The organism is Pseudothermotoga lettingae TMO (genome assembly GCF_000017865.1).
Classification (GTDB): Bacteria; Thermotogota; Thermotogae; order Thermotogales; family DSM-5069; genus Pseudothermotoga_B; species Pseudothermotoga_B elfii.
In genome coordinates this window covers 1,133,976-1,153,399 of record NC_009828.1, presented here as the reverse complement: position 1 = coordinate 1,153,399, position 19,424 = coordinate 1,133,976, and the positions used below count along the sequence as shown (strand labels likewise).

19 protein-coding genes and 1 CRISPR repeat array (1 of these 20 only partly in view) are annotated in these 19,424 nt (G+C 38.3%); of the genes, 8 read left to right on the top strand and 11 right to left on the bottom strand.

Features of this window, described 5'->3' with window-relative positions; all coding sequences use genetic code 11:
* Window positions 1–137: 137 nt before the first annotated feature.
* Window positions 138–1,421 (top strand): exopolysaccharide biosynthesis polyprenyl glycosylphosphotransferase, encoded by a 1,284-nt coding sequence (locus tag TLET_RS05690; protein ID WP_012003157.1) that lies wholly within the window; start codon window positions 138–140, stop codon window positions 1,419–1,421.
* A 3-nt stretch (window positions 1,422–1,424) separates the two neighbouring features.
* On the opposite strand, the gene TLET_RS05685 is transcribed toward TLET_RS05690, so the two are convergent.
* The gene (locus tag TLET_RS05685) at window positions 1,425–1,736 is read right to left on the bottom strand and encodes a cupin domain-containing protein (RefSeq protein WP_049753350.1); all 312 of its coding nucleotides are present in this window, start codon (window positions 1,734–1,736) and stop codon (window positions 1,425–1,427) included.
* Window positions 1,737–1,877: 141 nt separating this feature from the next.
* On the opposite strand from TLET_RS05685, the gene TLET_RS05680 reads away from it, so the two are divergent.
* From TLET_RS05680 to aar, 4 genes are read left to right on the top strand one after another with little or no spacing between them, the layout of a single operon-like run.
* The gene (locus tag TLET_RS05680; protein WP_012003155.1) at window positions 1,878–3,140 is read left to right on the top strand and encodes an ABC transporter substrate-binding protein; all 1,263 of its coding nucleotides are present in this window, start codon (window positions 1,878–1,880) and stop codon (window positions 3,138–3,140) included.
* A 47-nt stretch (window positions 3,141–3,187) separates the two neighbouring features.
* Window positions 3,188–4,060, top strand: coding sequence for a carbohydrate ABC transporter permease (locus TLET_RS05675; RefSeq protein ID WP_012003154.1), 873 nt, complete (start codon window positions 3,188–3,190; stop codon window positions 4,058–4,060).
* The gene (locus TLET_RS05670) at window positions 4,060–4,884 is read left to right on the top strand and encodes a carbohydrate ABC transporter permease (RefSeq protein ID WP_012003153.1); all 825 of its coding nucleotides are present in this window, start codon (window positions 4,060–4,062) and stop codon (window positions 4,882–4,884) included. The genes TLET_RS05675 and TLET_RS05670 overlap by 1 nt, the downstream gene beginning before the upstream one ends.
* 13 nt (window positions 4,885–4,897) lie before the next feature.
* On the top strand, window positions 4,898–6,058 hold the full coding sequence (gene aar / locus TLET_RS05665; protein WP_012003152.1) for a bifunctional L-alanine/L-glutamate racemase: 1,161 nt from the start codon (window positions 4,898–4,900) through the stop codon (window positions 6,056–6,058).
* Here the strand turns inward: aar and TLET_RS10670 are convergent.
* The 7 genes from TLET_RS10670 to TLET_RS05630 form a co-directional block, all read right to left on the bottom strand.
* Complete coding sequence (locus TLET_RS10670) at window positions 6,036–6,695, bottom strand: FadR/GntR family transcriptional regulator (protein ID WP_012003151.1); 660 nt, start codon at window positions 6,693–6,695, stop codon at window positions 6,036–6,038. The two genes, aar and TLET_RS10670, sit on opposite strands and share 23 nt — an antisense overlap.
* On the bottom strand, window positions 6,692–6,871 hold the full coding sequence (locus tag TLET_RS05655; protein WP_028844054.1) for a hypothetical protein: 180 nt from the start codon (window positions 6,869–6,871) through the stop codon (window positions 6,692–6,694). The genes TLET_RS10670 and TLET_RS05655 overlap by 4 nt, the downstream gene beginning before the upstream one ends.
* Window positions 6,872–7,027: 156 nt before the next feature.
* On the bottom strand, window positions 7,028–8,086 hold the full coding sequence (locus TLET_RS05650) for a galactokinase (RefSeq protein ID WP_012003150.1): 1,059 nt from the start codon (window positions 8,084–8,086) through the stop codon (window positions 7,028–7,030).
* A complete protein-coding gene (galT, locus tag TLET_RS05645) occupies window positions 8,083–9,042 on the bottom strand; it encodes a galactose-1-phosphate uridylyltransferase (protein WP_012003149.1) in 960 nt (319 codons plus the stop codon). The genes TLET_RS05650 and galT overlap by 4 nt, the downstream gene beginning before the upstream one ends.
* A complete protein-coding gene (locus tag TLET_RS05640; RefSeq protein WP_012003148.1) occupies window positions 9,035–10,129 on the bottom strand; it encodes a hypothetical protein in 1,095 nt (364 codons plus the stop codon). The genes galT and TLET_RS05640 overlap by 8 nt, the downstream gene beginning before the upstream one ends.
* 33 nt (window positions 10,130–10,162) lie before the next feature.
* Window positions 10,163–10,906, bottom strand: a complete 744-nt coding sequence (locus TLET_RS05635) for a protease complex subunit PrcB family protein (RefSeq protein ID WP_041428418.1) — start codon at window positions 10,904–10,906, stop codon at window positions 10,163–10,165.
* A gap of 10 nt (window positions 10,907–10,916) precedes the next feature.
* Window positions 10,917–11,600, bottom strand: coding sequence for a metal-dependent hydrolase (locus TLET_RS05630; RefSeq protein WP_012003146.1), 684 nt, complete (start codon window positions 11,598–11,600; stop codon window positions 10,917–10,919).
* A gap of 217 nt (window positions 11,601–11,817) precedes the next feature.
* On the opposite strand from TLET_RS05630, the gene TLET_RS05625 reads away from it, so the two are divergent.
* From TLET_RS05625 to TLET_RS05615, 3 genes are read left to right on the top strand one after another with little or no spacing between them, the layout of a single operon-like run.
* A complete protein-coding gene (locus TLET_RS05625) occupies window positions 11,818–13,614 on the top strand; it encodes an alpha/beta hydrolase family protein (RefSeq protein ID WP_012003145.1) in 1,797 nt (598 codons plus the stop codon).
* A gap of 12 nt (window positions 13,615–13,626) precedes the next feature.
* Complete coding sequence (glpK, locus tag TLET_RS05620) at window positions 13,627–15,126, top strand: glycerol kinase GlpK (RefSeq protein ID WP_012003144.1); 1,500 nt, start codon at window positions 13,627–13,629, stop codon at window positions 15,124–15,126.
* A complete protein-coding gene (locus tag TLET_RS05615; protein WP_012003143.1) occupies window positions 15,123–15,680 on the top strand; it encodes a glycerol-3-phosphate responsive antiterminator in 558 nt (185 codons plus the stop codon). Before glpK ends, TLET_RS05615 begins: the two co-directional genes overlap by 4 nt.
* Here the strand turns inward: TLET_RS05615 and TLET_RS05610 are convergent.
* From TLET_RS05610 to TLET_RS05600, 3 genes are read right to left on the bottom strand one after another with little or no spacing between them, the layout of a single operon-like run.
* Window positions 15,672–16,043 (bottom strand): DUF1667 domain-containing protein, encoded by a 372-nt coding sequence (locus TLET_RS05610; protein WP_012003142.1) that lies wholly within the window; start codon window positions 16,041–16,043, stop codon window positions 15,672–15,674. The genes TLET_RS05615 and TLET_RS05610 overlap by 9 nt on opposite strands.
* A gap of 2 nt (window positions 16,044–16,045) precedes the next feature.
* Complete coding sequence (locus tag TLET_RS05605) at window positions 16,046–17,257, bottom strand: NAD(P)/FAD-dependent oxidoreductase (RefSeq protein WP_012003141.1); 1,212 nt, start codon at window positions 17,255–17,257, stop codon at window positions 16,046–16,048.
* Window positions 17,254–18,693, bottom strand: a complete 1,440-nt coding sequence (locus tag TLET_RS05600; RefSeq protein ID WP_012003140.1) for an NAD(P)/FAD-dependent oxidoreductase — start codon at window positions 18,691–18,693, stop codon at window positions 17,254–17,256. The genes TLET_RS05605 and TLET_RS05600 overlap by 4 nt, the downstream gene beginning before the upstream one ends.
* Before the next feature lie 188 nt (window positions 18,694–18,881).
* A CRISPR array of direct repeats spans window positions 18,882–19,424; the repeat unit is 30 nt; unit sequence GTTTCCATCCCTCTAAGGTTCGATTGAAAC (it continues 2,932 nt past the right edge of the window).

The following is a 19,424-nucleotide window of genomic DNA, read 5'->3' as shown; positions in this document are numbered from 1 at the left end:
CGTGCGAACTCTATAATAAAGCAATATATCAATGTTACAAAATTAGAATTTAATCCACATTTTTTCATTATTTGACCGCCACAGTATTCCTGAGATATAATTTTCGTGGCAAAAATTATTTCAAATGGAGGAATACTGTGAAGAAGCGGTTTATGTCCTTGAAAACGTCGGTGTTTTTATTACAATTGTTTTCTTTGATAGCTGTTCAGCTATTAATAATCCCGTGGAGAACTTTTTACATATATGCTTTCTTAAATGTTTTTTTATTTGTTGTCATTTACTCTTTCAAGGGTTATGAAGTGGATATACTTTCCAGTCTGAGTAGCTGTTTCATATCTTATATTCTTGGCTCATTTTTTGCTCATCTCATTATGTTACTGATAGTTTTGTTAACCTCAGTTTCTTTCTCACAGAAAATGTTTCTGGTATCATTTTTGCTCAGTGCTATTTATTTTCCAATAATTTCAAATATTTTATGGAATATTCAGTTCAAGAAGATAAAACCTCAGTACTATCTTGTAATCGGTACGAACGAAAGAATTAAGGCAATCATGGCAGAAATAGAAAAAGCATCTTTGGGAAAGATAAGAGTTTATGCCTACACAAATCCTCATACGGTTGCTATGGAAGAAAAAATAAAGCTTTCTGCGGTAATTGATAAATTGTTGATTGCTGATCCTTCCTTGGAGCCACAGGCACAAGATTTAATAATGCAAGCCAGGCAGAATGGAAAGCGGGTGATCTACTTACCTCATTTAGCTGAAGACACCCTTAAAAGAATCCCTGTTGAATTGCTGGAGCTTTTCGAGGAATACTACAAAGCGGTTTTTCAACGAGAATATATGCCAAGTCCTGCAAAGAGAATTTTAGACATAGCTGGAAGTATTGTTGGACTGGTTCTTTTTTCTCCACTGGTGATTCTTATATCAATTTGCATACTGCTTGAAGATGGCCTACCTGTTATTTTTCGCCAGAAGAGAATTGGATTAAATTTAGAACCATTTACAATACACAAGTTCAGAACCATGAAAGGAGAGAACAAAGAGGCAAAATTGGCCAGTCAAGAAGTCCATAGAATGATGAAAATAAGTAAATGGATGCGGCCATTCAGGCTTGATGAAATTCCACAGTTTTATGACATTTTAATAGGAAAAATGAGTATAGTAGGTCCAAGACCGGAACAACCAGAATTTGTTGACCGCTATAGTGCCCTGATACCTTTTTATAGTTACCGTCATAACATAAAACCGGGCCTGACTGGCTGGGCGCAGATAAACTATCCTTATTCAGAAACAATAGAAGAAACCAGAGTCAAGCTAAGCTATGATTTGTGGTACGTAAAAAACCGAAATATATTGATCGATCTGAAAATCATATTACAAACACTTTATACAGTATTCTTTAAAAAAGGTGGTAGATAATCTTCACTCTTCGGGGTATTTGAACACCAGTATTCTCAGAACATCATTACCTATGTTTTCAATCTCATGCATTACATTTTTTGGAAATTCAACTATTTGGTCTTTCGATAAAAGTACCGTTTGATCATTTATTGTGACTTTCGCTTTTCCCTCAAGGACATACATCAAAGCATCTGTATCAGAAGAGTGTTTCTCCAGAACTTTATTGGGCTGTATGGAAATGTGCGCTACAACAACATGTTTTTCGTATATTTTTCTTGCATCGACGGCTTCGTTTTTTACAACAATCTTTGCGCTGTTCATATCATAAATCATATACACACCTCCTACATTAAGCTTACCAGTTGCACAGACCTGATTCTGTAACATATGCTACACTGGAAGATATTTCGATCTTGTTTGACATAAATCATGACATCATGGTATGATAATGATACCAAAAGAGGAGGTGAGTTCATGAGGCGTTTTTTAACAATCTCTCTGGTATTTTTTGCTGTCGTATTCATGTTTAGCATTACACTTACAATGGTTGAAACAATTACAAGTCCTGCCAGAACAGAATTGCTCAGGCAACTTCTTGACGAATTTGAAAAGGCACACCCAGATATCAAAGTTGAACTGATTTCCCCACCTTACGAAAGTTCAGATCAAAAGCTTATAATGATGCTGAACACAAAACAGAAAGTTGATGTGTTTGAAGTAAGAGATAATTTTCTGGCAATTCATGCAAATAACAAGAACCTGGCAGATTTAACCGATTTTGCCACTTCCTGGAGTGGATGGGACGATCTTTTAGATCTGACAAAGAAAGCCGCTACTAAAATTGATGGGAAAGTTTATTACATACCTTATGGATTTTTCATAAAAGCACTTTTCTACAGAAAAGATATCCTTGAACAAAATAACATGCCTGTTCCAAAAACTATGGAAGAACTTTATGAATATGCTAAAAAATTGACCAGCCCTTCTGAAAATAAATACGGTTTTGCTTTCAGAGGAGGATCAAGTGAGCACTCTTTTTCAGAGATAGTTATAATGTCATATGTTCCCAATATCGACCCTAACCCGGACAGAGGATATCTCACAACAGACGGAATTCCGTATCACGATACACCTGGCGCAATTGAAGGGTTAAAAATGTGGATTAATCTGTACAGGGATTGCTCGCCAAAAGATTCGCTTAACTGGGGATGGGCAGAACAGGTAAATGGTTTTGTTTCTGGCATGACGCCTTTTTTGATACAGGATCCCGATACTGTTCCAATAGTTGAGCGAAGACTTGGGGATAGCAATCTTTACGGTGTTGCCCCAATGCCTGTCGGACCTCACGGAAAAGTTTATTTAGACTATGGAAATGCTGGTTGGGGTATTGCTTCTTATTCAAAATATAAAAAAGAAGCCTGGGAATTAATTAAGTTCCTGTCTTCACCAGAAGTGAACGCTCGTTTTTCAAAACTCAACGGTACAATACCAAATTGCAAATCTGCGTTTTCTGATCCATACTACGCGACAGGCCCATACAAAGCCTGGTATGAGGAACTGACAAATCCTGATAAATACGTTTTCTACGAAAGACCTGTCCATATGCCGGGTTTCCCAGCTTATGCAGAGAAGCACAAAAACGACATTCAAAATATCATACTTGGAAGAAAAAATTTGAATGAAGCCGTAAAAGAGTGGGCTGATTTCTGGAAAAAAGAATACAACCTAGCAAAATGAGATTCAGGCGGGGTTAATACCCCGCCTTTTGAGGAGAGAGTGGTAACGTGCGAAAAGAGAAAAACTTCGTATTGAACATGATTCTCCCTACACTGCTTTTAATTTCTCTCGTCATTTTTGTACCTGCCATAAGATCTTTACTTATGGCATTTCAGGATTACAACATGTACTTTTTAACTAAAAAATTCATTGGCTTCAAAAACTTTTGTGATGCTTTCAAAGATCCTCTGTTTTTGTTAGCTATAAAAAATACATTTATATGGGTTTTTGTTTCTTTGATTGTGCAGTTTTCACTGGGTTTTTCACTGGCTCTTTTGCTCAGAAAACCTTTCAAAGGGAGAAGTATTTACACAGGACTCGTTTTTTATCCATGGGCTGTTTCTGGCTTTGTAATAGGACTTCAATACAGGTGGATGTTTCACGGGTCTGCCGGTGTGATAAACGATCTTTTATTGAGAGCTGGATTGATAAGTGAAAGAATAGCTTTTCTTTCTGATCCAAAATATGCACTTTATTCTGCGATTATCGCAAATATCTGGTATGGCGTGCCATTTTTTGCAATAATGCTTCTCGCTGCTCTACAATCGGTACCTCAGGAACTGTATGAAGCAGCCAAGATAGATGGGGCCAATTCTTTCAGGCGTTTTATCAGCGTAACTATTCCATACGTGAAGCCAGTGATAGTAAACACGACGCTGATCAGATTTATCTGGATTTTCAATTTTCCCGATATCATTTTCTCAATGACCAATGGAGGACCAGCCGGAAGCTCACACATACTTTCTACTCTCCTCATAAGCAAGGTCTACAATGAATATAATTACGGAATTGCCTCGGCAATAGGAGTAACTATAATGGCAATACTTGTTTTGTATTCGTACTTTTATCTCAAGTTTTCACGCAGTGAGGGTGGATTTTGATGAAAAATCTTCTTCTGGTTTTAAAAATCATTGCTCTTGGTATTTTTCTAATTTGTGCTTTGTTTCCGCTTTACTGGACACTAATAACTTCATTAAAGGATGCCACAGAAATTTATACTTACCCGATCACATACTGGCCAAAAAATGTATCTTTTGAAAATTACAAATATCTTCTGAGATCGCTCAATTTTAGCAAGTACACGCTTAACAGTGTCTTTGTTTCAATTGTCTCTGCCCTGAGTGCATTGATCGTTGCTTCTTTCAGTGGCTATGTGCTCGCGAGGAAAAAATTCCGCGGCAGCAAAATGATTTTTTTCACGCTTTTTATTACTCAGATCATCCCCGGATTTATGCTGATGTCTTCTATCTACGTTATGCTCGGACCAATTGGAATGGTTGACAATTTGCTGGTTTTAATTTTCATATATACTGGAATGATGACACCATTTTCATCTATAATGATGAAAGGCTTTTTTGAGAGAATACCTGAAAGCATCGAAGAAGCCGCGTTGATAGATGGATGTAAAAGACACCAGATGCTTTTCAAAGTTATCTTTCCTGTTACTGCTCCTGGACTTGCAGCCACATTTTGTTTTGCTTTTGTCAATTGCTGGAATGAGCTTTTTTTAGCGATAATGCTCTTAAACAGCGAACACAAAAAAACAATACCTGTTGGGCTAAACTCCTTTGTTGGAAAAGCAGATATAGACTGGGGAGCTATGTCAGCAGGTGTCATTATCGCATTATTGCCGGCGATGCTTATTTTCGCTTTTGCTCAAAAATATATTGTTCAAGGTTTAACTCAAGGTGCTGTTAAGGAGTGAGAGGAGGAAACCAATGGATATAACAAAAATTCTGCATAGCTTCGGTGAAAATGGATTTTCGTACTCTCCAGTCAGTATACCGATTTACGAAACCTCTATATTTTCTTTTGAAAGTTTCGAGCAATTTCAGGAATCTTTGCTAAGTGAATTTGATTCACATCTTTATACGCGAGGCAAAAATCCCACAGTTGAAGTGCTTGAAAAGAAAATTGCCGCGCTTGAAAAAGCAGAAAGTGCAAAACTTTTTTCATCCGGAATAGCCGCTGTCAGCGCAGCTACAATGGCTTTCTTGAAGAGTGGAGATCATGTTGTATGTGTGAAAGATGCTTATGGCTGGACCAACAGGCTTTTTTCGCAATATTTAAATCGTTTTGGTGTGGAAGTCACTTTTGTAGATGGAAAAAATCCGGACGATTTTATAAAAAGTACAAAATCTAATACAAAATTGTTTTTTTTAGAAAGTCCAACAACTTTTACTTTTCAACTTCAAGACCTATCAGCCATCGCAGAGTTCGCTAAGGACAAAAATATAAAAACAGTTATTGATAATACCTGGGCAACACCATTGTTTCAAAACCCAATAGAGCTCGGGATAGACATCGTTGTTCATTCTGCAAGCAAATACATAGGAGGTCATAGCGATGTCGTAGCTGGTATCGTTGCAGGAAATGAACGGGATATTCGTTATATTTTTAACACAGAATTCATGAATATCGGTGCTGCTCCAGGGCCATTTGAAGCCTGGCTTTTGCTCAGGGGATTACGCACTATCCATCTGAGGATGCAAAAACACATGGAAAATACTTTGAAGATTGTGGATTTCTTAAAAACAGTTAAAGAAGTAGAAGACATTTATTATCCACTGTATGAAAACCATCCTCAATATGAACTTGCAAAGAAACAAATGAGAGGCGGCAGTGGTTTGCTGAGTATCAAACTCAGAGTGGATAGTATCGAGAAAATTATCAAATTTACAAATGCTCTGAAAATCTTCAGAAAGGCTGTAAGCTGGGGAGGCTACGAAAGCCTTGTTATGCCCTATGCTGCTACTAATAGAGAAGGTTTAACTGAGAAAAACAAAATTGTGCGTTTGCACATAGGGTTAGAGAATTCAGAGATACTTATCGAAGATCTCCAGCAAGCTTTTTTTGCTATGAAGAAATCAGGATTTTGATATCTGTCTCTATAATCTTTCTAACTGCATCTTTCGCAGAATGCAAATTTCTATCGGCGATGGCCTGGAGAAGATCTTTATGGTAGGGTAGGCTTGCCCTACCAAAAGTTCTTTCGACAAACGGTGGATGCCATATCACACTTAATAGATCATTAAAAGCCTCAAAGAAATTCATCAAAACCGCATTTCCAGACATCTCAAAAAATCTTCTGTGAAATTTCATATCCTGATCTGGGTCGACCAGGTTAAGGGTCTTAAGATCTTCAACAGCTCTGAATATTTCGGCATCTCTTGAGTTCATTATAGTAAGTTCTACTGCAAGCTCCTCCATTGCACCTCTAACTCTGAGCAAATCTATTATGAAATTTTTTGTAGGGGCAAACTTTGTCGAAAAAGAGACTTCGAAAATCAATTCATGTGGTTCACTTGAAACAAATATTCCCTTTGGAGCTTCTACTTTAACAATCCCTTTCTCTTCTAACATTTTCACCGCTTCACGTACCGTAGTTCGACTTACAGAAAACATCTCTGAAAGTTCTCTTTCAGAGGGAAGTTTCTCGTCTGGTCTTAAACCCATTCTCACTATATATCTGATTATCTCATTTTTTAACCACTCAGACGAAGTCTTTTTCATCATAAACCAGCGCAGGAAACTTCATCTTTTTTAAGATGAAAAAAAGTGCGCTGATTCCTCCTTTCCACTGAAATTACATAAACCACACAATCACTCCAATCGTCTTTTGACGATAACTCAGAGATTATCCCTGTAATGTGCTCATCCCCAATGTTAGACAGGCTTGTTATGTCTGTCACTGTCCCTACCTCTCAGGACTGTTTAGACCTGCACGACAGAGCCTGGAACTTGAGCAGCATCCCGGGGTGTAACTGTCTAACGTAGCCACTTGTGTGGCTGAGGGTAATCAACTAAGCTTTTCAAGCCCCCGCCTCTATAGGCAGTGGGTAGTTGACTTACACCACCGCATGTACACCGCAATCGCTTTTTATATGGATCAACTCCGGCGTTATTCCAAACATTTTGTAATATCTGTCCCTCAACTCGTGATAAGCTTCTTCTATACAGCCTTTTCTTCCAAAAACAAGTACACTTCCCCCGAATCCTCCTCCAACTATGCGTGCCCCAAGTATTCCAAGTCTTCCTCTAAGGAACCCAACGATAAAATCTATTTCTTCACAGGAAACTTCATAAAGATCTCGCAAACTAACATGAGATTCATATAAAAGATTACCAAGTAAAAACATTTCAGATTTTTTCAGCGCCCTCACAGCCATATTTACACGCTTATTTTCGTCAAGAACATGCCTTGCTCGCTTTCTCAAAGCAGGCTCTAACTGATTGAGATCTTCGTAAGTAATCTCCCTGAAAGAATTTTTATGCAGCGCTTTTAGTATTCTTTCACACTCTTCACGTCTTTTGTTGTACTCAGAAGACGAAAGTTCATGTTTGGTATTTGAATCGATCAAAGCAAATTCATATTCTCCGAGGTTCAGTGGCACATATTCGTAGCTTAAATTAAATGTATCCAGGAAGATGGCATGATCTTTTTTTCCAAATACAACCGTAAATTGGTCCATGATTCCGCACTGTACTCCAACAAACTCACGTTCTGCACGGACACACACATCGACAATCTGCTTTTTGCTGAGGTTTAGATTCATAACTGAATTCAGTCCGTAAGCAACAGCTGTTTCCAGAGCTGCAGAACTCGACAAACCAGCTCCTAAGGGAAGAGTCGATGACACATCAATTCTTACCGGTTTGACTTCACAACCAGATTTTTCAATTGCCCAGATAACTCCCATCAGGTAGTCAGTCCATTTGCCGAGTTTTTCATATTTCTTCAGCCCAACAGTTTCATTCATAGTATGTGAAACAAAAACGAACTCATTTGATGAACTTACATCAACCTCAATGTACTTATCAATAGCGAAAGGCAAAACAAACCCATTATTGTAATCTGTGTGCTCTCCTATTATATTTACCCTGCCAGGCGATCTGAATTTTGTCATTCAATTCCCTCCACCTCAGTATTTCTTAGCATTTTTGCTGCTTCTTCAGGTACCACAGGGTTTATAAACGTCCAGGTACCTGTCTCAACACTTGCCATCCACTTAATTTTGTCTTTATCTCTTTTTGGTGGATTAAATTCAACATGAAAATGAAACAGACCATCGTCATTCATGTTAAATGGCTTTTGAAAAAACATCATCATATAAGGAAATTCCTGGTCGAAAAGGTTATCATATTTAGCGGTTACAACCTTGAGCGTCAGGGCAAAATCTCTTTGTTCTTCCAAGGATAATTCATACAGAGCGCCCACATGTTTTTTAGGATAAATATGAATTTCAAAGGGAAACCTTGCATAAAACGGGACTAAGGCAACAAAATTATCTGTTTCATAAACCAGCCTTTCTTTGCGCTGTAATTCAACATCTACAATTTGGCAGATAGGACATTTTTTATTGGCCTTATAGTATTTTCTGAAAGAGTCAAGTTTGACCTGTATTCTTTTTGGGAGAAATGGAAATCCATAAATTTGTCCATGTGGATGAGGAAGACTGGCTCCTACCTCTTTTCCCCGATTTTCAAAAATAAAAACATATTTGATGAACTCATATTTTGATAACTCAACAGTTCTGTCAATCCACATATTGACGAGTTTTTCTATTTGCTGTACTGGCATTCCAGGCAATGCGGTGTTGTGATCTTTTGTGTATACAACTACTTCGCAAATACCAAAGGATCTGTCTTTTTTGAAAAAGCCATCCTGTTCGATCTCCGGTGGATTTTTCTTCAATGAAGGAAACCTATTCTCAAATGCCACCAAATCGTAATCCTCAGGAAGCTCTATGCCACCAACACAAATAGGACAGCTTTTTTGCGATGGCTGTACAGGCCTTTTTTGTGTTTCTGCAGAAACTATTATCCATTCATCAGTTAAAGGATTATACCTTAATTCAAACACCCTTATCACCCGTTCTGTAAAAATGGAAAAATCTACCGTCATCACGAACTACTGTTGATTTAAACAATCCTGAATTTGCTACATTTTTCACTCTGATGTTTCCATTTTCCATCGTGAGTTTTTTCGGCTCTTCACTCAGGCATATTGCCTCAAAACCATCGAATATCTTTTTTATTTCAACAGATTGTGGATAATACGTTTCGAAAATTTCGCTGCACACCAAGCCATAGTTAAGTAAAGAAGAAATTTTTAGCAAATCTTTGTTTTGTGCAGTGATCTCAATATAAAACCTTACAAGACTGTTGTTAAAGAGGCTGTATAAAATGAGATTATTGACGTTCAAACCATTTAGCACGATACCATCTGCCAATCCAGCTGCAGCAAGAGGTGGTATATTTTTTGCCACCAAAATTGAATTTTTTAAAATTGCTCTTGCAGCAGCTATATCTTTGTAACTGTTTTTTTCAAAAGAAACTATGAAAAAGTCGAACCCTAAGGATCTCATTTGCTCAAGCTTATTCAAATTAAAAGTTGCCTCAATGCCTGCGAGAAACCCTTCTTTATGGCAGATGTTGACAAAGTTACCTTTATCATCGATATCTTTCGCCATAATTACATGGTAATTGTATTTTTTCGCATCACCTACAACTTTTTCCAGTTTGTTTGAAGCGGCAAAAAAAACTTTCAAAGGTTTTACAGATTTGGTTATATTATTTTCCTGAGATACCAGCCTGACATATTCTTTGATAAGGAAGTTATTTTCATACCCGTGCAATATTACGATGGGATCGAGGTCATTACCCTGTCCAGGTTCCACATAGGCAATGAAATTATTTTGTATTTTTTCAATCGAAATAAGCGTGTTTTGTTTTAGAAAACCTACCACATAATTTTCACCAACGATAGCTGTATCGCAAAAAACTTTTGCTTTATCGCAATTTATTCTGAATGCTTCTATTTTTTGATCACACGGCACTTTCGGAATAATTTTGTAGCCAAAATCAACTTTCTCGACATAAGAGTGTATTGTGTGGGAGTTAATTTTAAAAAGAGTTCCATTTTTAAACTCGAAATCGTAAACGTTCACGATAATCTCTCCCTGCAGATCCCTGAAGCAAAATCATTCTACTGTAAATTCTACCTCAAATTGCACATTTTGACTATCCGAAAGTGTACAAATCACCTTGTATTCTCCAGCATCAAGCGGTCCATCAATCTTTATAAGAGCAGCAGGATATGTAATAACCTGAATGACTGGAGTATTGGGCGAAGGGGATTCAACATGCGCAGAAATTTTGATTGTTCTACCCTCAATATTTAGCGAATCTACACTCACTCTATATCCTCCTGTATTTTTTCTGCCAGCGCTCACTTTCACAAAAATCTGTTCACCATAGTCAAAAACCGAGGATGGTTCAAATGAGCTGTTAAGAATTTCGATACCGGGAGTATCCCGCCCTCTTGTTTCTTCAACAGAATATTCGAGAGAAAAAAGAGGTATTTCTATGCTGTTTACACTCACCTTTTTTGTATTTTCTGGTAGAACAAAAAGGTGTTCCGGCAGATTTAAATAAATTCCTTTTCTCACGGGAGGAATTTTTATCTGGTAAAAACCATCTTCTGTTGTGACTTCAACAATAAAAGATTTTGGTTGAACAACTTCAGCAGGCTGAAAAAGCCATCCTTTAAGAATTATGGCAAAACAGTTAGATTTCGAAAGAACTATATACTGAAAATTGGCAGTTCTTGATCCTACACGTTCATAAAATTCATCAGGGAAGGTGAAATTCACCGGTACATAATATATAAAATTTGACATTGCCAGCACTCCTATAAGTAAAAAAATAGAAGATAAAATACGCATACGAACCGCCTCACAATTCAATTGATTCTCCAGGTTTTAGGGCACGGCATTTCAATCCTAATTTTTCTACCTCTTTCTGGAATATAGCTGGATCAGATTTTATTACTTCCCATGTGTTGTAGTGTATTGGAACAACAATTTCTGGATAGATCATCTTGACTGCCTCGACAGCATCCCAAAGATCCATAACAAAATTGCCTCCGATTGGCAGAAATGCCAGATCAATATTCTCGCGCCTGAGTAGTTCCATATCTTTCGTTAGCCCTGTGTCACCAGCGTGGTAAATTTTTTTATCATGAATTTCTATCAGAAAGCCGCATGGATTACCGGCATAAACAGGGGTATCTCCCTCGGAAATGCTTGACCCATGAAGGGCAGGTGTTAATTTAACTGAGCCAAATTCAAAGGTGTATCTTCCGCCAATATGCATTGGATGGGTTGAAATTCCATGTCTTGATATAAGGCTGCTCAATTCAAAATTTGTTATAACAGTTGAGCTATCTCTTTTTGCAATTTCAACAGTATCTCCAAGATGATCTCCATGTCCATGGGTAACAAGGATATAATGGATTTTTGGTAAATCCTGGACTTTGATCGGGCACGACGGATTTTCGTTTATAAAAGGATCGATCAGTATATTTCTTTCTCCCGTCTGTAACAAAACCGCAGCGTGGCCCAAATAAAGTGCTTTCATTTTTCATCAACCTCCCATAGCAATTTTATATCATTTGGCGGCAAATTTATTTTACTCGCGTTGCAAACTGTGTTGACATTTTTTAAGAAAAAGTATATCATTTGTCTTGAAAGTAAATAGAAATTTGCTTATACGATATGGTGGAGAATAGGAGAAGACCATATCTCAATGTGAGGTATGGTCTTTTTGTTTTTCAAAATTCGCGGGAGGTGTGTTTATGAAAAAGGCGGTAGGTTGGCTTTTGTTGTCGCTGCTCATAGTCTTCATGGGTTCTCTGATCGCTTTCCTTGTTCAAACAAATTTCACGGCAGTTAAAGTTAAGGAAGTAAAAATTGCCAGCGAAGATGGAAAAATTCTAAGCGCATTCTTATTTATTCCTAAAGGAGTATCAGCTGAAAATCCGGCACCTGCTGTTTTGACAATGCATGGCTATATCAACTCAAAAGAAACACAAAGTGGTTTTAATATTGAGTTTGCCCGGCGAGGTTATGTTGTCCTTGCTATGGACATGGCAGGACATGGATATTCTGAACAGGTAAAAGGTGGGGTAGCAAATCCAGCAAGAGGAGCAGATACAGGTCTTTTGTATCTTGCAAGTTTGCCATTTGTGGATAAAAATAATATAGCTGTAGAAGGTCATTCTATGGGAGGATGGTCTGTTTTAAGTGCAGCTGGAAAATATCCAGAACTTGTAAAAACAGTGATACTTGAGGGGTCATCTTCAGAAACTTATGGAGCTCCTAAGGTCACGGCAGAATCAGGATTTAATTTTGCTGTTGTATTCAGTAAATACGATGAATTCAGCCAGTTGATGTGGGGGGTAAAAATACCTTCAGATATTGTAAAAACGGAAAAATTAAAAACCGCATTCGGGGTAACAGAAGATGTCGTTGTTGGGAAACTTTATGGATCTTTTGAGAACGAATCTGCACGGAAACTGTACATACCGAATTGTACTCATCCTGGTGACCACCTTTCGAAAGAAGCCATAGGGTATGCAATAGAATTTTTACAGAATTCTATAACACCACCAAAATTTATAGACCCGAATGATCAAATTTGGCCATGGAAAGAATTCGGCACATTACTTGGATTGATTGGTGGCATCATGTTCATGATGAGCTATGGAGTTTGTATGCTGAAAACAGAGTATTTCTCATCGCTTGCTGGTAAACCTGTTGTGTTTCAAACAAAAAATACTATTCTGGACAAAATAGCTTGGTGGATAGGTTTTGCGCTTATTACTTCTATTCCTGCCATAACTTTCTTCAAATTTCAACAACCTGGTGGAAGAAGTCCTGCACCAACATCGTTCTGGCCACAAAGTTTAACTATTGGCTTCGCCAGATGGGCAACATTCAATGCTCTAATTGCAATCTGTCTGTTTGTAGTATGGCATTTTATTTATCACAGAAAAATTGGTGGAAACCTGAGTACGTATGGTTTAATAACAGACGTTCAAAACAAAAAATTCAGCCTGAAACAACTGTGGAAAGCTTTTGCTTTTGCTGTTTGTATAGTTTTTGCTACACACATAGTACTGTCAATGGTCCAATGGGCATTCAAAGTTGATTTTCGTTGGTGGGTTATCGCTCTCAAACCAATGGATTTTTCAAGATTCTTAATATTCCTAAGATATCTCCCTCCATTTGCATTCTTTGCATTTGTCAATGCACTTGTTCTCAATGGGCAGTTAAAAGCGAAACAGTTCAAAAGCGAATCGGTTTCAACTATCAGCTGGATGATATCTTCAGCACTTGCTAATTGCCTTGGAATAGCTATACTCGTCATATTGCAAGTTGGAAAACTCTACACTACACAGACACTATTTTTCCCAACTCAATCATTGCTCGGTATAGTTGCCTATCAGTTTGTTTTTCTTACCGCTTTGTCAGGAATCATTTCATCATTTTTCTATAGAAGAACTGGTAGCATATATGTAGGAGCCTTTATTAACAGTTTGTTCATTACATGGTATATTGTGGCTGGCCAAGCAATACAATTTGCTTCATAAGGGGGTTCTGAGGTGGCTGAGAAGTATATTCTCGCACTTGATCAAGGAACAACAAGTTCGAGAGCGATAATTTTTAACCAGGCTGGTGAAACAGTGTGTATGGTAAATCAGGAATTTCCCCAGTTATATCCAGAGCCAGGATGGGTTGAGCATGATCCTGTAGATATAATTGAGTCGCAGATCAGTGTCGCAAAAAAAGCTATAGAGATAGCTTCAATCAACCCTGATCAGATAGCTGCCATTGGTGTTACGAATCAAAGAGAAACTACTATTGTTTGGGATAAAAATACATCAAAGCCTGTTTACAATGCAATAGTCTGGCAATGCAGAAGAACAGCAAGTATGTGCGACCAGTTCAAAAAGCTTGGCTATGAAGATACAATCAGGAAAAAGACCGGATTGGTTCTTGACGCTTACTTCTCAGCCACCAAGCTTAAATGGATTCTGGATAATGTTGAAGGTGCAAGGCAAAAAGCAGAAAGGGGAGAGTTGCTTTTTGGAACCGTTGATTCCTGGCTAATATGGAATTTAACTGGCGGGAAAATCCATGCAACTGATTATTCAAATGCCTCAAGGACAATGCTTTTCAATATTCATTCATTAAATTGGGATGAAGAATTGCTGGAATTGTTCAATATACCAGAGCAAATGTTACCCGATGTTCTACCATCAAGTACAGTTTATGGTTATACGCATAAGGAAATCTTTGGCGTAGAGATACCTATTTGTGGTAATGCAGGCGATCAGCAAGCGGCTCTTTTCGGTCAAATTTGCTGTGAGCCTGGCATGGTTAAAAATACATATGGCACCGGATGTTTCATATTGATGAATACAGGAAACAAGATTGTAGATTCAAAGCACGGTTTGCTCACAACTATTGGCTGGGTTTTAAATGACAAGAGCATGTGTTACGCTCTGGAAGGGAGCGTTTTTTCTGCAGGCGCCACGGTTCAGTGGCTCAGAGACGGACTAAAAATTGTAGAAAAAGCCTCAGACACAGAATATCTTGCCAAAAGTGTCAAAGATTCGGCTGGTGTATATTTCGTTCCAGCTTTTGTAGGCTTGGGTGCACCCTACTGGGATATGTATGCGAGGGGAACAATAATTGGAATTACCAGAGGTTGCACGAGAGAGCACATTGTCAGAGCGGCTCTTGAATCTATCGCATATCAAACAAGAGATGTTGTCGAAGTAATGTCTGAAGAATCTGGTATAAAACTGCATTGTTTAAGAGTTGATGGTGGCGCATCGGCGAACGATTTTTTAATGCAATTTCAAGCAGATATACTGGGAGTCCCTGTTGAGAGACCTACTGTAAGCGAAACAACGGCTCTGGGCGCGGCGTATCTTGCTGGTCTTGCGGTGGGGTACTGGAAAGATCACAGTGAAATTAAAAAACAATGGAGATTGGACCGAAGATTTGAACCACAGATGGACCCTGAAACACGAGAAGAATTATATAAAAAATGGAAAAATGCAGTGACTCGATCTCTTGGGTGGGTGGAAAAATGAAAAATTATTTTGAGTATCCAATAGTCCCAGCTCTTAGAGACGAACAGCAAATTAAGAAGGCTCTATCCTGTAAAGCCACTTCTGTTTTCCTTCTGACAGGCGACATAGTTGATTTGCAGCAAATTATTCAGACTTTCCATAATTCGTCCAAATTCGTTTTTGTTCATATAGATTTGGTTAAAGGACTTGGTAGAGATGAAGCTGCGGTGAATTTTCTAAAATACCAGCTCAAAGCTGACGGCTTGATAACTACTAAAGGAAATCTTGTCAATATGGCAAAAAAGATTGGATTGATTTCTATACAGAGAATATTCCTCCTGGATTCTCAGTCTTTGATAACAGGTATTGCCCAAGCAAAATCACATAAGCCGGAGTATGTCGAGGTTCTCCCCGGATTAATACCAGATCTTTTAAAACAAATAAATGATGAAACATCGATATCTGTTATAACGGGCGGGCTTATCAAAACGGTAGATCAGGCAAAGTTTGCTCTCGCGAGAGGAGCGATAGCAGTATCGACAAGTGAAGATTCTCTATGGAATATATCAATTTGAACCCTGTTTTTGTGGAACAGTCCTTGTTGCAATAATATCTGCACCTGTACCGAAGACATTTTTTAAAATAACGTCGCCCGATTTAACAGGAGCTTGGACACTAATTTTTTTGATTTCATTCATCAGCTCTGATATGTATTTTTTTGGTACAGGCTTAGAGGTTTTCACAGAAACTAACGGGAAAACACCATTAATCACTTTCACACTTGTTGGAACAATTCTTCTGGGTTCTTTGAGTTCATCGTGCAAATAAGCTATACCACGCGGGCACCTGTTACCGTCTATTTTGATTATCTTGCCGTCTTGCTGTTCAAATTTTATTTTACAGCCAACCGGGCATTGCACACATACTATTTTGTTCATCTTTATTCCTCCCTTAAGGAAACTGTCAATTTTTGAAAAGAGTCGATTTTCTTTCTTGGGACAACTATTCTTATCATTTCACTTGGGACAATATCTTCAAAAACTTTTTCAAATTCGCCAACAGTTATTGTGGCTTTTTCAATAGGTTTATTGCTCCTAACGTACAATGTCAAATCTTCTAAACCAACATACCGATTTGGAAAAAGTACACCGACATTTTCTCCAGCTTCGATAGGAATACCCGAGTCGAATTTCTCACCTTGAGCATATAGTGCGGCATATTTACCCGCTTTTTCTCCTTCCATAGTGACGTAATCTACAAGATCATAAATAATCGTGCAATTTCCTGCTGCGAAAATCCATTCATTTGTGCTTTGGGCAATATTAGAGCATAAAACACCTTTTGAATTTTTGTTGAAGTCAACCATGCCCTGAAGTAACTCAACCTGTGGAATAAGCCCCACGGACAAAACAAGTGTGTCAACTTTGAATATTTTTTCCGTTCCCGGAATGGGTTTATAGTTTTCATCCACTTGCGCGACAACAACTTCGCTGAGTCTTTCTTTTCCCCTAACTTCTGTTATTGTACTTGATAATAATAAAGGAATATTATAATCTTCAAGACACTGAATTACGTTCCTCAAAAGACCACCAAAATAAGGCAATCTTTCAACAACTGCTACAACTTCTATTCCCTCAAGGGTCAATCGGCGTGCCATTATCATTCCAATATCTCCAGATCCGAGAATCAATGCTCTCTTTCCTATAAGCCTGTTTTCTATATTCACATATTTTTGAGCAACCCCAGCTGTAAAAATCCCTGAGGGCCTGTCACCTGGTATCATGAGTGCTCCAAAAGGTCTTTCTCTTGCACCTGAAGCATAGACAATTGCTTTCGTTTCAAGCTCAAAAATCCCTTTGGGAGAAACCAGTATAGCTCTCTTATCAGGCGATAATTTATGAACATGACAATCTGTTAAAACCTCGATTTTATTATTATTTATCATTGATAAAAATCGTTCTGCGTACTCTGGTCCTGTTAATTCCTGCTTGAAATAGTGAAGGCCAAAACCATTGTGTATGCACTGGTTTAATATTCCGCCAAGAATTTCATCCCTATCTACGAGAACCACACTTGCTCCCATTTTAGCTGCACTCAGTGCGGCTGCCATGCCCGCAGCACCTGCTCCTATAACAAGCACATCTGTTTTCATTCTCTGACCCTCCCACTAACAATCCAGCTGTTGTAGGATTTCTGAACAATTTGTGACATATCGACATTCAATTCTCTTTCAAGAATTTTCATGATCTTTATAGAACAAAACCCCCCTTGGCACCGGCCGAACATCGCTCTCGTTCTGAACTTCACACCGTCCAGTGTTCTCGCACCTCTTTTTATCGCTTCAACTATCTCAGCTTCCGTAACCTCGTTGCAATAACATATAAGTCTACCTGCCAATGGATTTTGTTCAACGTGCTTTTGCCATTCTTTCGGTGATAATTTTGAAAAACTTTTTATTCCCTTCCTTATGGGATTGAAATCTTTCCTGGCTGATAGAGAAATTTTGAGCCTTTCCTGAATGATTTCTTCTACAACATGTTTTGCTATTGCTGGAGCTGCAGTTAACCCCGGGGATCGCATTGCCATAATGTTGATAAAATTTTTCACCCGTTCACTGTTGTTAATAAAGAAGTCTTTTTGAGGACTTTCAGGACGTAAGCCGGAGAAAGTTTTTACAGTTTGCGAAAAATCGAGCGATGGGACAAACCGTTTCGTGAAAGATATGATCTCCTTTAATCCCTCGCTGGTTGTCGATAAATTATCTTTCATGTCACTGGCCAAATCCACCGCTGTTGGGCCCAAAAGCAAACCACCATCTATCGTTGGAAGAACGAGAATACCCTTAGACAAAATGGTTGGTGTTGGAAAAATTACAGAAGAAACCATATTGCCAATTTTTTTGTCGAGAAGTATGTATTCTCCACGCCTTGGGTGTAATGGCACATACTCTGCACCTGCAAGTTCAGCTATTTCGTCAGCAAAAAGACCTGCCGCATTTATAACAACATCTGCTTCATAAGATGATTTATCTGTGATAACCTTCGTTATTCTGTCATAGTGTTTTTCAAAATCAACAACTTTTTCACCAAGAATCAGTTTTGCCCCGTTGTCTACTGCATTCTCTACTGCTGCGATTGCGATCATCCACGGTTCAGTTATGCCAGCCGTCGGTGCCCACAAACCGTATTTTATTTCTTTACTTAAATTTGGTTCTTTTTCAAGGATAATTTCCTTTTCATGAATCTCCAAACCCGGAACCCCATTAACTTCACCTTGGCGGAGTAATTTTTTTAGGGTATCTAATTCTTGTTCATCAAAAGCTATCACATATGATCCTATACGTTTTATTTCGAAATCAAGCTCTTTTGCAAGCTGAGTATAAAGTTCATTTCCCTTTGCACAGAACTTTGCTCTTACTGAACCGATTGGATCATCATAACCAGCGTGCAATATAGCTGAATTAGCCTTTGTAACACCCCAGCCTATATCAAGGTTTTTTTCTATTAAAGTTATTTCCAGATCATACATAGAAAGCTCTCTTACAATTAAAGCTCCTACCACTCCTCCACCAATCACTACTACTTTCATCAAGAACACCTCCAAAGAAAAAAGCCACACCCCAAAAGGGATGTGGCTTTCTCCGGGTCTCTTTACCACACCACTTATATTATGCCACGATTTTCCAGAAAATCAATATTCAGGAAAAATAAGTTCTGATATTCTAAGGTTCGATTGAAACCAGAATGGGATCCAGATGCATCAGATTTTTTAGGTACGTTTCCATCCCTCTAAGGTTCGATTGAAACGGATAAAAATTTTGCAAAACCTGCAGGATCGATTTTGTTTCCATCCCTCTAAGGTTCGATTGAAACGTCATATTCTTTACCTAATTTATCTGGATGATATTTTTGTTTCCATCCCTCTAAGGTTCGATTGAAACACGGAGCATGCAATAGCAAAGAAAAGGATGGTTGGAAGTTTCCATCCCTCTAAGGTTCGATTGAAACAGTTACTCCAATCCTTTTCCTCTACGTCCTTCGCAAGTTTCCATCCCTCTAAGGTTCGATTGAAACTGTTCGTGAAAAAGGCTATTACAACGAGCCGCATTAGTTTCCATCCCTCTAAGGTTCGATTGAAACATAGAGAATGCAAAAGCAAAAACACCAGAATATGTTGTTTCCATCCCTCTAAGGTTCGATTGAAACGTTTCAAGAAGTTCTATTCTGTTATTAGTTCTAACCTTGTTTCCATCCCTCTAAGGTTCGATTGAAACGAAGGTTGAAGAGAAGAAGGAAGAAACTAAAGAAGGTTTCCATCCC

Excerpts from the sequence above, each read along its gene's own strand:
- TLET_RS05685 (WP_049753350.1), bottom strand. The coding sequence starts at position 1,736 with ATGATTTATGATATGAACAGCGCAAAGATTGTTGTAAAAAACGAAGCC.
- TLET_RS05680 (WP_012003155.1), top strand. The coding sequence starts at position 1,878 with ATGAGGCGTTTTTTAACAATCTCTCTGGTATTTTTTGCTGTCGTATTC.
- TLET_RS05670 (WP_012003153.1), top strand. The coding sequence starts at position 4,060 with ATGAAAAATCTTCTTCTGGTTTTAAAAATCATTGCTCTTGGTATTTTT.
- aar (WP_012003152.1), top strand. The coding sequence starts at position 4,898 with ATGGATATAACAAAAATTCTGCATAGCTTCGGTGAAAATGGATTTTCG.
- TLET_RS10670 (WP_012003151.1), bottom strand. The coding sequence starts at position 6,695 with ATGATGAAAAAGACTTCGTCTGAGTGGTTAAAAAATGAGATAATCAGA.
- TLET_RS05650 (WP_012003150.1), bottom strand. The coding sequence starts at position 8,086 with ATGACAAAATTCAGATCGCCTGGCAGGGTAAATATAATAGGAGAGCAC.
- TLET_RS05635 (WP_041428418.1), bottom strand. The coding sequence starts at position 10,906 with ATGCGTATTTTATCTTCTATTTTTTTACTTATAGGAGTGCTGGCAATG.
- TLET_RS05630 (WP_012003146.1), bottom strand. The coding sequence starts at position 11,600 with ATGAAAGCACTTTATTTGGGCCACGCTGCGGTTTTGTTACAGACGGGA.
- TLET_RS05625 (WP_012003145.1), top strand. The coding sequence starts at position 11,818 with ATGAAAAAGGCGGTAGGTTGGCTTTTGTTGTCGCTGCTCATAGTCTTC.
- TLET_RS05615 (WP_012003143.1), top strand. The coding sequence starts at position 15,123 with ATGAAAAATTATTTTGAGTATCCAATAGTCCCAGCTCTTAGAGACGAA.
- TLET_RS05610 (WP_012003142.1), bottom strand. The coding sequence starts at position 16,043 with ATGAACAAAATAGTATGTGTGCAATGCCCGGTTGGCTGTAAAATAAAA.
- TLET_RS05605 (WP_012003141.1), bottom strand. The coding sequence starts at position 17,257 with ATGAAAACAGATGTGCTTGTTATAGGAGCAGGTGCTGCGGGCATGGCA.
- TLET_RS05600 (WP_012003140.1), bottom strand. The coding sequence starts at position 18,693 with ATGAAAGTAGTAGTGATTGGTGGAGGAGTGGTAGGAGCTTTAATTGTA.